The organism is Amycolatopsis sp. NPDC057786, assembly GCF_042797905.1.
Taxonomy (GTDB): domain Bacteria; phylum Actinomycetota; class Actinomycetes; order Mycobacteriales; family Pseudonocardiaceae; genus Amycolatopsis.
The window spans coordinates 66277-77240 of the sequence record NZ_JBHVKW010000023.1 but is presented as its reverse complement, the minus strand read 5'-3'; the positions used below and the strand labels follow the sequence as shown (position 1 = coordinate 77240).

The window sequence follows — 10964 nt, the reverse complement described above, 5'->3', positions numbered from 1 at the left end:
CCCCCTCGCGTCGAGCCACCCACAGCGGAACGCGTTGCGAAAGCCACTTTCGCAACGTTGAAGGTTGCGAAAGTGGCTTTCGCAACACCGCTTTCCCGCGTGCTCGAAAGCGCAACTCACGTGCTTGGAGGCGCAACTCGCGTGTCTGGAGGCGTAACTCGCGTGGGCGGTCTCTGATCACGCGAGTTACGCGTCTGCACACGCGAGTTACGACTCTGATCACGCGAGTTACGTCTTCAAGCACGCGAGGTCCGGCTACTCACGAGGAAGGCGCCTTCACCACCACGGTGTCCTCCGGCCCGACGACACGTCCGTCCGACGCCCGGATCTCCAACTCCCGTAACGGAAGCCCGCCGTCGCGGTCCACCAGTTCCGATCGCGGTTCCCCCTCGGCGAAGAAGTGCGCCTCGCCCCATTGCCGCAGCGCGACGATGACCGGGAACAGGTCCCGCCCCTTCGGCGTCAGGACGTACTCGCTGTACGTGCTCCCGTCCGAAGCCGGGACCATGTCGAGCACCCCGTGTCCGACAAGCGCCCGCAGCCGCGCGGACAGGATGTTCTTCGCGACGCCGAGGCTGCGCTGGAACTCCCCGAAGCGGCGAACACCGTCGAAGGCGTCGCGCACGATCAGGAGTGACCACCAGTCGCCGATCGTGTCGACCGAACGCGCCACCGGGCACGGAGCTTCGTCGAACGTCGTCCGCTTCACCATGGTTGCATCTTACTACCGAACTCCTCTACCGTCCGTTGGTAGCAACTTGAAACCATCTGGAGGGTTCGTGCACCGCGGTGTCGTCCTGTTGTTCGCCGTGGCCGCCGGGACGGCCGTCGCCACGATCTACTTCGCGCAGCCGTTGCTCGTCACGATGGGCGCCGACCTCGGCATCGCCACGTCGGCCGTCGGCGCCATCGTCACGCTCACGCAGCTCGGCTACGGCCTCGGCCTGTTCCTCCTGGTCCCGCTCGGTGACCTGCTCGACCGGCGGCGGCTCGTCACCGGTCAGCTGATCCTGCTGGCGATCGCCGAACTCGTCGCCGCGACCGCCGCGAACGGTGTGGTGCTGTTCGCCGGGATGACGGCGATCGGCGTGCTCGCGGTCGTCACGCAGCTCCTGGTCGCGTTCGCCGCGTCGCTGGCGGAGCCCGCCGAACGCGGGCGCGTGGTCGGCCTCGTGACGACCGGCGTCGTCCTCGGGATCCTGCTCGCGCGCACGGTGTCCGGCACACTGGCCGATCTCGCCGGCTGGCGCGCGGTCTACGTCGTGTCCGCGGCCGTGACCGTCCTGATCGCGATCGTGCTGTATCGCATTCTTCCCGCCACCTCTGGGGGAACGGCCATGAATTACGGGCGGCTGCTGCGTTCGACGTGGTCACTTTTCGTCGAGGAGCCCGTCTTCCGGACGCGCGGCACACTCGCGTTGCTGATCTTCGCCGCGTTCGGCACCTTGTGGAGTTCGGTCGCTTTGCCGCTCAGCGAGGACGGCCTGTCGCACACCGCCATCGGCGCGTTCGGGCTGGCCGGAGCCGCGGGCGCGCTGGCGGCGGCGCCCGCCGGACGGCTCGCCGACCGCGGCCGCGCGCGGTGGACGACCGGGCTGGCGCTGGGGCTGCTCGTCCTTTCGTGGATACCGCTGGGTTTCACCCGCTCCTCGTTGTGGGCGCTGGTGGCGGGCGCGATCCTGCTCGACCTCGCCGTCCAGGCCGTGCACGTCACGAGCCAGACCCTGATCTACCCGTTGCGGCCGGACGCCGGCAGCAGGCTGATCGGCGGGTACATGATCTTCTACTCGGTCGGCAGCGGCCTGGGCGCCATCGGCTCGACCGCCGTCTACGCCGTCGCGGGCTGGACCGGCGTCTGCCTGCTCGGAGCGGCGTTCAGTGCGGCGGCTCTCGGCGTGTGGAGCGTCAAAGCCGCTCGATGATCGTCACGTTCGCCGTTCCACCGCCCTCGCACATCGTCTGCAACCCGTAGCGCCCGCCTCGCCGCTCGAGTTCGTGCAGCAGGGTCGCGAACAGCTTCGTGCCGGTCGCCCCGATGGGATGGCCGAGCGCGATGCCGCCGCCGTTCACGTTGACGCGGTCCGGATCGGCGCCCGTCTCCTCGATCCACGCCAGGACGACGCTCGCGAACGCCTCGTTGACCTCGAACAGGTCGATGTCGTCGATGCTCAGCCCGGTTTTCCGCAACGCGTGCGCGGTCGCCGGGATGGGCCCGGTCAGCATCCACACCGGATCGGCCGCCCGCACGGAAAGGTGATGGATCCTGGCGCGCGGGGTGAGACCGTGTTCCTCGACGAACTTCTCCGACGCGATGAGCGCCGCGCTGGCGCCGTCCGAGATCTGGCTGGCCACGGCCGCCGTGATGCGCGAACCCTCGCTCAGCGGTTTCAACCCGGCCATCCGCGCCAAGCTGGTGTCGCGCCTGGGCCCCTCGTCCAGGGCGGCACCGGCGAAGGGCGCGATCTCGGCGGCGAACCGCCCTTCGTCGATGGCCGCGATCGCCCGCTGATGACTGCGGAACGCGAACTCCTCCATCGCCTCACGGGTCAGATCCCAGTGTTCGGCGATCATGTCGGCACTGCGAAACTGCGACACCTCGACGCTGCCGTAGCGCTCCTGCCAGCCCTTCGAGCCGGAGAACGGGTCCTCGAAGCCGTACTCGCGTCCGGCCAGCATCGCCGCGCTGATCGGGATGGCGCTCATGTTCTGCACGCCGCCGGCGAGGACGAGATCCATCGTGCCGGACAGCACCGCCTGCGCGGCGAAGTGCACGGCCTGCTGGCTCGAACCGCACTGCCGGTCGACCGTCACGCCCGGCACGTGGTGCCCGAAGCCCGCCGCGAGCCACGCCGTGCGCGCGATGTTCCCGGACTGCGGCCCGAGCGTGTCGCAGCAGCCGAGGATGACGTCGTCGACCAGGTCGGCCTCGACTCCCGCGCGTTCGACGACGGCCTGGATGACGTGGGCACCGAGGTCGGCGGGATGGACGTCGCTGAGCGCTCCCCCGCGTTTGCCGACGGGGGTCCGGACCGCGTCCAGCACATATGCTTCACCCACGGCGCCTCCTCTTGGTCGCGATACCGTCCAGCAGGATCCCGAGGTACTGCTGCGCGACGTCGTCCGAGCTCAGCGTGCCGCCGGGGTTGTACCAGCGCACCGCCACCCAGACGGTGTCGCGGATGAACCGGTAGGTGAGTTCGACGTCGAGGTCCTCGCGGAACACGCCCGCCGCGATACCGTCGGTGAGGATCCCGTTCCACAGCTTGCGGAATTCGGTGTTGCGGTCGTTGAGATAGTCGAATCGCGGCAACTGCATCAGATGCTTCGCCTCGGACTGGTAGATCGCCACCTCGGCCGGCCGCCGGTGAATGGATTCGAACGACGCCACGACGACGGCTTCGAGTGTCTCTCTCGGGCCTTTCCCTTCCGCGACGATCTCGGCGTAGGCACCGAAGAGTTCGTCGAGGAATCCGGTGAGGATCTCGTCGGCCATCGACTCCTTCGAGTCGAAATGGTGGTACAGGCTGCCGGAAAGGATGCCCGCCGCGTCCGCGATGTCCCGCACCGTGGTGGAGACGTAACCGCGCTCGGCGAACAGCTTCGCCGCCAGGGCGAGCAGTTCGGCGCGGCGGGACCCTGGACTGGCTTTCATCGCTACCTCACGCATGCTGGGAACTCACGGACACGACCTCGCCGGTGAGGTACGACGAGTACTCACTGGCGAGGAACACCATCACATTCGCCACTTCCCAGGGTTCCGCCGCCCTCCCCGAGACCTCGCGCGCGGTGAGTTCGGTGAGCAGTTCCTCGCTGGTCACCTTGGCCAGGAACGGATGCATCGCCAGGCTCGGCGCGACGGCGTTGACCCGGATGCCGTGTTCGGCGACGTCGACGGCCGCGCATCGGGTGAGCGCCATGACCCCCGCCTTCGCGGCCGCGTAGTGGGCCTGCCCGGCCTGCGCGCGCCACCCGATCACCGACGCGTTGTTGACGATCACCCCGCCGTCGCCTTGCGCGATGAACCGGTTCACCGCCGCCCTCGTCGCGCGAAAAGTGCCGTTGAGGGTCACATCGACGACCCGCGACCATTCGTCGTCCGTCATGTCCACAATGGACTTTGTCCCGCCGAGTCCGGCGTTGTTGATGAGCACGTCGATCCGGCCGTAGTACGCGGCGGCTCCGTCGATGAGCGCCCGCACTTGATCCTCTTGTGTGACGTCACAGGGGATCGCGTGGACGTCGCCGAGTTCGGCCGCCTTCTCGTCGAGACGCCGCTCGTGCCAGTCGCTGATCACGACGCGGGCGCCTTCCTCCAGCGCGCGTTTCGCCACCGCGGAACCGATCCCGGTGCCGGCCGCCGCCGTCACCACGACCACCTTGTCCCGCAGGAGGTTCGCCCCCTCGGGGTACTTCGGCACCGGGATCACGGTCGCACCTCCCTTGGCAGGCCGAGCACTCGCTCGGCGATGACGTTGCGCTGGATTTCGTTGGAGCCGCCGTAGATCGTGTCGGCGCGGGTGAAGAGGAAGAGCCGTTGCCAGGCGTCGAGACCGTCTTCCGCGAGCATGCCCCGCGCGCCGCGGACGAGCATCGCCAGCTCCCCCAGGTCACGGTGCCAGTTCGCCCAGACCAGTTTGGACACTTCCGCCACCCCCGGCGACGAGTCGCCGAGGGTACGGATCGCCTGCGCCCGCATGACCTCCAGCCCGACCCAGGCGCGGTCGATCCGTTCGGCGATCACCGGGTCGTCCGGCGCGATCCTGGTGAGTTCTTCGAGTTCCCGGCGGAAGCCGACCTGCTGCCCGAGCGTCGCGACGCCCCGCTCGAACGCGAGCGTGCCCATGGCCACCCGCCAGCCGTCGCCAGGTTCACCGACGACGAGATCCTTCGCCGTACGGGCACCGTCGAAGAAGACTTCGTTGAACTCCGAGGTCCCGGTCAGCTGCCGGATCGGCCGGACCTCGACGCCGGGCTGCCGCATCGGTACGAGCAAATAGGACAGTCCTTTGTGGCGTTTCGAGCCGGGTTCGGTACGGGCCAGCACGAAACACCAGTCGGCCACATGCGCGAGCGACGTCCACACCTTTTGGCCGTGCAGCACCCACTCGCCGCCTTCGAGGGTCGCCGTCGTCGACACGGCGGCGAGGTCGGATCCGGCGCCGGGTTCGGAATAGCCCTGGCACCAGAGCTCCTCGACGGCCACGATCGGCGGCAGGAACCGCTTCTGTTGTTCCGGCGTCCCGAACGCGATCAGGGTCGGGCCGAGTAGCTCCTGTGCCAGGTGACTGACTCTCGCCGGGGCACCCGCTCGCGCGTATTCCTCGTGGAAGACGACCTGCTGTTCGAGGGTCGCGCCCTGGCCGCCGTGCTCGACCGGCCAGCCGACGCAGGTCCAGCCCGCCGCGGCGAGCCGCCGCTCCCATTCCACGCGTTCGTCGAAGGCCTCGTGCTCCCGGCCGGGACCGCCCAAACCGCGCAGTTCCGGCGGCAGGTTGTCCGTCAGCCAGGTGCGCACACGGTCACGGAAACCGTCCTGAGCCACGCCTGCCTCCTCTAGCCAAACCAGAGCCTGCTGCGTAGGCTACCCTACCAAGCACTTGCTAGGGAGACTTCGATGACTGAAGGAACCATCCCGGCGGCGCTCGACAGGGCCGCGGAGCGCTTCGCCGCACGGGAAGCGCTGGTCGACGGCGATGTCCGGCTCACCTATGCCGAACTCGCCCAACGGGTGCGCCAGGCGGCGCGGTTCTTCGAGGGCCACGCACGAGTCGCCCTCTGCTCCCCCAACACCTGGCACTGGGTCGTCGCCGGGCTCGGCGCGCTGTACGCCGGAGCGACGCTGATCCCGGTCAACACCCGCTTCACCGCCCGCGAGACCATCGACGTCCTCGAGCGCGCGAAGGTGTCCGCCCTGGCGATCACCGGCACGTTCCTCGGCACGGATCGGCTGGCGGAACTCGGTTCGTCCCATCCCGGCACCGTCTTGCGCATCCCTGTCGAAGGCGCCGAGGAACCCGCCGACGGCGTCACGGAATGGGAGGTCCTCGACGGACTCGACAGCGATTTCGTCAGTCCCGCGAAACCGGACGACGTGAGCGACATCCTCTTCACGTCCGGGACCACCGGCCGCAGCAAGGGCGCGATGAGCAGCCACCGGCAGGCGCTGAGCGTCGCCGAAGCCTGGGGCGACTGCGGCGGCCTGACCGAGGAAGACCGCTACCTCGTCATCAACCCGTTCTTCCACAGCTTCGGTTACAAGGCAGGGATCCTCGCGGCCATCCTGCGCGGCGCGACGATCCTGCCGCAACGCACCTTCGACGTCCGGGACACCCTGCGCCTCATTGAAACCGAGCGGATCACCGTGCTCCCCGGGGCTCCGACGATCTACCAGGTGCTGCTGGACGCGCCGGAACGCGCGAACCACGATCTCTCCAGTCTCCGGCTCGCCGTCACCGGCGCCGCCACCGTGCCGGTCACGCTCGTCGAGCGGATGCGGACGGACCTGGACTTCGACACCGTGCTCACCGCGTACGGCCTCACCGAAGCCGTGGTGGCCACGATGTCCCGCCCCGAGGACGACGCCGAACTGGTCGCGAACTTCTCGGGCCGCGCGACGGCGGGCTTCGAGGTGAAACTCGGCGAACACGACGAAGTCCTGCTGCGCGGGCCGAACGTGATGCTCGGCTACCTCGACGATCCGGACGCCACCGCGAAGGCCGTCGACGCCGACGGCTGGTTGCACACCGGCGATGTCGGGGTGCTCGACGAACGCGGCTACCTGAAGATCGTCGACCGGATCAAGGACATGTACGTCTGCGGCGGGTTCAACGTCTACCCGGCCGAGGTCGAGCAGGTACTGAGCCGTCTGGACGGCGTCGCGGAAGCCGCCGTGGTCGGCGTGCCGGACGGGCGGCTCGGAGAGGTGGGCAAGGCCTTCGTCCGGCTCGGCCCAGGAGCCGAACTGTCCACAGAGGACGTTCTGACGCACTGCGAAAGCCAGTTGGCCAACTACAAGATTCCTCGATTTGTCGAGTTCGTGGCGGAGCTGCCGCGGAATCTGTCGGGGAAGGTGCTGAAACGCGTGTTGCGGGAGGAGAACGGATGACCGTCGAGTACGAGCGACGCGGGCCGGTGGCCGTCGTCACGATGAACCGGCCGGAGTACCGGAACGCGCAGAACTCGGCGATGACCTACGCGCTCGACGCGGCGTTCGCCCGCGCCGTCGACGATCCCGAGGTCAAGGTGATCGTGCTGGCCGGCGCGGGGAAGCATTTCTCCGCCGGGCACGACATCGGGACGCCGGAACGCGACGTGGACGTCTCGTTCGAGCGCAAGGCGGTCCTGTGGTGGGACCATGTCGGCGCCGAGGGCGGCGATCAGCGGTTCGCCCGCGAGTCCGAGGTCTACCTCGGCATGTGCCGCCGGTGGCGCGAGATCCCGAAGCCGACCATCGCGAGTGTCCAGGGCGCGTGCATCGCGGGCGCGCTGATGCTGGCGTGGGTGTGCGACATGATCGTCGCCTCCGACGACGCGTTCTTCGCCGACCCCGTGGTGCGCATGGGGATTCCCGGTGTCGAGTACTTCGCGCACCCCTGGGTCCTCGGTCCGCGCGCGGCCAAGGAAGTGTTGTTCACCGGTGAGCGCTTCACGGCGCAGCAGGCCAAGGAATGGGGCATGCTGAACCGCGTCGTCCCGCGCGCCGACCTCGAAACCGAAACGATGGCGCTCGCGGAGAAGATCGCGGCGATGCCGCGGATGGGGCTCGCGCTCGCCAAGAAGGCCGTGAACCAGGCGGAAGACCTGATGGGTCTGCGGTCCGGAATGGACTCCGTGTTCGGGCTGCACCACTTCGCGCACGCGCACAACGCCGAGGTCTCCGGCGGTGACTCGCTGGGTGGGCAGGACGCGCGCTCGATGCGGGACGCGAGTTCGTGATGAACCTGGACCTGGATGAACAGACACTCGCCTTCCGTGACGAAGCACGCTCCTGGCTCGCCGCGAACGTTCCCGCCGAGCCGCTGAAGTCGTTCGACACCGCCGAAGGATTCGCGCAGCACCGCGAGTGGGAAGCGAAGCTGGCCGACGCCCGGTGGTCCGTCGTCTCGTGGCCGCGCGAGTTCGGCGGGCGGGACGCGAGTCTTCTGGAGTGGGTGCTGTTCGAGGAGGAGTACTACGCGGCGGGCGCACCGTTGCGGGTGAACCAGAACGGCATCTTCATGCTCGCGCCGACGCTGTTCTCCCATGGCACGGAAGAGCAGCAGCGCCGCATCCTGCCGAAGATGGCGCGCTCCGAGGAGGTCTGGGCGCAGGCATGGTCGGAACCCGAGGCGGGCAGCGACATCGCCGCTCTCCGAAGCAGCGCGACCCGCTGCGACGGCGGCTGGCGGGTCAGCGGGCAGAAGACGTGGAGCTCGCGGGCGACGTTCGCCGACCGCGCGTTCGGCCTGTTCCGCAGTGAACCGGACTCGGTGCGGCACAAGGGACTCACCTATCTGATGGTGGATCTGCGGGCCGAGGGTGTCACCGTCCGGCCGATCCCCCAGCTGGACGGCGAACCGGGGTTCGCCGAGATCTTCTTCGACGACGTCTTCGTCCCCGACGAGGACGTGATCGGCGCGCCGGGCGAGGGCTGGCGGGTCGCGATGACGACGGCGAACAACGAACGCGGCCTCTCCCTGCGCAGCCCCGGCCGGTTCCTCGCCGCGGCCGACCGGCTGGTCTCGCTCTGGCACGACGCCGGTCGTCCGGCGCACACCGCGGACCGGGTCGCCGACGCGTGGATCGGCGCGCGGGCGTATCAGCTGTACACCTTGGGCACGGTCACCCGGCTCGCGGACGGCGCCGAGCTCGGCCCGGAATCGAGTGTCAACAAGCTGTTCTGGTCACACCTCGACGTCGCCCTGCACGAAACCGCGCTCGACATCCTCAGCCCGGACGCCGAACTGCGGGGCGGCTGGAGCGACGGCTGGCTGTTCTCCCTGGCCGGGCCGATCTACGGCGGGACCGACCAGATCCAGCGGTCCATCGTCGCCGAACGGCTGCTCGGCCTGCCGAAGGGGGCACGATGAGGTTCGCACTCTCCGACGAGCAGGAGCAGTTCTCCCGCAGCCTGCACGATCTTCTGTCCGGCATGGACACCGACTCGGCCAACCGGTCGTGGGCGTCAGGCGATCCCGGGCCCGGCCTCAAGATCTGGCGGCGTCTGGCGGAACTCGGCGTTACCGCACTGGCGGTCCCCGAGAAGTACGACGGTCTCGGCGCGACCCCGGTGGATCTGGCCGTCGGCTTCGAACGGCTCGGGTACCACTGCGTTCCCGGGCCGTGGACCGACACCGTGGCCGTCCTGCCGTCGTTGCTCGACGACGAGCTGCTGACGTCGGTCGCGTCCGGCGAGACGCTGGCTTCGGTGGCTTTCGCGCCGCATGTGCCGTACGCCTTGGATTCAGACGTCGCAGACGCGCGTCTCGCCGTCGAGAACGGCAGGCTGCGCGCGTTCACCCCCGGCCCGGTTTTGTCCTCTGTGGACGGATCACGGCGGCTGTTCCCGCCCGTGGCCGGAGACGATCTCGGCACCGCGCTCGATGCGGAGCGCGCGTTCGAACTGGGTTGCCTGGCCACCGCGGCGCAACTCCTCGGTGCGGGACGATGGCTGCTCGACACGTCCGTCGCGTACGCCGCGCAACGCAAGCAGTACGGCCGTGAGATCGGCGGCTACCAGGCGATCAAACACCTGCTCGCGGATGTCGCGACCGGCCTCGCGCTGGCCGAACCGCTGCTGTTCGGCGCGGCCGTCACGCTGGACCGGCGCGACGTCTCCGCGGCCAAGGTGGCGTGCGGCGACGCCGCGCATCTCGCCGCCCGGACCGGGCTGCAGGTGCACGGTGCGATCGGCTACACGGCGGAACACGCCCTCGGCCTGCGGCTGACCAGGGTCCGTGCGCTGGTCGGCGCCTGGGGAACGCCGCGATTCCACCGGGAGCGGGTGCTGTCATGACGTTCACCGCCGAGCAGGACGCGCTGCGCGACAGCGTGCGGAAACTGCTGGACCGGGAAGCGGATCCCTGGCCCGAGCTGTGCGAGCAGATCGGGGTGGCGGCGCTGGCCGTTCCCGAGCGGTTCGGCGGGCTCGGCGCCGGGACGGCGGAACTGCAGGTGGTCGCCGAAGAACTGGGCAGGGTCCTCGCCGACGTCCCGTTCCTCGGCTCGGCCGTGCTCGCCGTGCACGCCGTCCTGGCCACGGGCAACGACGAGGCTTGCGAACGGCTGCTCCCCCGCCTCGCCGAAGGTGTCGTCGGCGCGGTGGCCTGGACCGATGCCGAAGGTTCCTGGAGCGAGCCGGCCTGCCGCCTCGTCGACTCCGCGATGGAGGGTGAGGCGCACTACGTCCTCCACGGTGACGAGGCCGAGATCCTGCTGGTCGTGGCCGATGGCTCGCTGTACGAAGTCACCGAAGCGCGGCGGGAGCGGACTCCGGCGATGGACGAAACCCGGCGACTCGCGCGGGTTCGTTTCGACGGTGCGCCCGCCCGGCTGATCGGACCGGTCGACCTCGGCGCACTACGAGACGTCGCCTGCGCCGTCCTGGCCGCCGAACAGGCCGGGGCCGCGGCACGGGCGTTCGAGCTGACCGTGGAGTACAGCAAGCAGCGGCATCAGTTCGGCAGGCCGATCGGCGGTTTCCAGGCATTGAAGCACCGGATGGCGGATCTCCACGTCCTGGTGGAGACCGCGCGCTCGGCGGCCTACGTGGCTCCGGAGTCGAGCAGACTGGCCGCGGTGGCCAAGGTGCACTGCTCGGAGGCGCTGGCGACGGTGGCGGGCGAAATGATCCAGCTGCACGGCGGGATCGCGATCACCTGGGAGCATCCGGCGCATCGCTATTTCAAGCGGGCGCATGGCGCGGCGCACCTGTTCGGCTCTCCCGGAGAGCACCTCGGACGGGTGCGGCCACCCTTATCGTGAGC

At 69.2% G+C, this 10964-nt stretch carries 11 protein-coding genes; 6 read left to right on the top strand and 5 right to left on the bottom strand.

What is annotated here, in order from left to right; all coding sequences use genetic code 11:
* Positions 1-259: 259 nt before the first annotated feature.
* Positions 260-712 carry a winged helix-turn-helix transcriptional regulator gene (locus ACFVM3_RS15695; protein ID WP_378439206.1) on the bottom strand — a complete coding sequence of 151 codons (453 nt, stop codon included), beginning with the start codon at positions 710-712 and terminating at the stop codon, positions 260-262.
* Between the two features lie 46 nt (positions 713-758).
* On the opposite strand from ACFVM3_RS15695, the gene ACFVM3_RS15690 reads away from it, so the two are divergent.
* The gene (locus tag ACFVM3_RS15690; RefSeq protein WP_378439204.1) at positions 759-1922 is read left to right on the top strand and encodes an MFS transporter; all 1164 of its coding nucleotides are present in this window, start codon (positions 759-761) and stop codon (positions 1920-1922) included.
* Here ACFVM3_RS15690 and ACFVM3_RS15685 read toward each other — a convergent pair.
* From ACFVM3_RS15685 to ACFVM3_RS15670, 4 genes are read right to left on the bottom strand one after another with little or no spacing between them, the layout of a single operon-like run.
* Positions 1906-3057: an acetyl-CoA C-acetyltransferase gene (locus ACFVM3_RS15685; protein ID WP_378439203.1), complete on the bottom strand. Its 1152-nt coding sequence runs from the start codon at positions 3055-3057 to the stop codon at positions 1906-1908. The genes ACFVM3_RS15690 and ACFVM3_RS15685 overlap by 17 nt on opposite strands.
* Positions 3050-3652: a TetR/AcrR family transcriptional regulator gene (locus tag ACFVM3_RS15680; protein ID WP_378439218.1), complete on the bottom strand. Its 603-nt coding sequence runs from the start codon at positions 3650-3652 to the stop codon at positions 3050-3052. The genes ACFVM3_RS15685 and ACFVM3_RS15680 overlap by 8 nt, the downstream gene beginning before the upstream one ends.
* A gap of 7 nt (positions 3653-3659) precedes the next feature.
* The gene (locus ACFVM3_RS15675; protein ID WP_378439201.1) at positions 3660-4427 is read right to left on the bottom strand and encodes an SDR family oxidoreductase; all 768 of its coding nucleotides are present in this window, start codon (positions 4425-4427) and stop codon (positions 3660-3662) included.
* Positions 4424-5542 carry an acyl-CoA dehydrogenase family protein gene (locus ACFVM3_RS15670; RefSeq protein WP_378439199.1) on the bottom strand — a complete coding sequence of 373 codons (1119 nt, stop codon included), beginning with the start codon at positions 5540-5542 and terminating at the stop codon, positions 4424-4426. The genes ACFVM3_RS15675 and ACFVM3_RS15670 overlap by 4 nt, the downstream gene beginning before the upstream one ends.
* A gap of 72 nt (positions 5543-5614) precedes the next feature.
* Here ACFVM3_RS15670 and ACFVM3_RS15665 point away from each other — a divergent pair, with 72 nt between their 5' ends.
* Genes ACFVM3_RS15665 through ACFVM3_RS15645 form a run of 5 tightly spaced genes read left to right on the top strand, consistent with a single transcriptional unit; the run spans position 5615 to position 10962 of the window.
* A complete protein-coding gene (locus ACFVM3_RS15665) occupies positions 5615-7105 on the top strand; it encodes a FadD3 family acyl-CoA ligase (RefSeq protein ID WP_378439197.1) in 1491 nt (496 codons plus the stop codon).
* Positions 7102-7935, top strand: coding sequence for an enoyl-CoA hydratase (locus tag ACFVM3_RS15660; protein WP_378439195.1), 834 nt, complete (start codon positions 7102-7104; stop codon positions 7933-7935). The genes ACFVM3_RS15665 and ACFVM3_RS15660 overlap by 4 nt, the downstream gene beginning before the upstream one ends.
* Positions 7935-9068: an acyl-CoA dehydrogenase family protein gene (locus tag ACFVM3_RS15655; protein WP_378439193.1), complete on the top strand. Its 1134-nt coding sequence runs from the start codon at positions 7935-7937 to the stop codon at positions 9066-9068. Before ACFVM3_RS15660 ends, ACFVM3_RS15655 begins: the two co-directional genes overlap by 1 nt.
* Entirely contained in the window at positions 9065-9994 is a 930-nt protein-coding gene (locus ACFVM3_RS15650; RefSeq protein WP_378439191.1) for an acyl-CoA dehydrogenase family protein, read from the top strand. Before ACFVM3_RS15655 ends, ACFVM3_RS15650 begins: the two co-directional genes overlap by 4 nt.
* Positions 9991-10962, top strand: coding sequence for an acyl-CoA dehydrogenase family protein (locus tag ACFVM3_RS15645; RefSeq protein WP_378439189.1), 972 nt, complete (start codon positions 9991-9993; stop codon positions 10960-10962). The genes ACFVM3_RS15650 and ACFVM3_RS15645 overlap by 4 nt, the downstream gene beginning before the upstream one ends.
* The last annotated feature ends 2 nt before the right edge of the window (positions 10963-10964 follow it).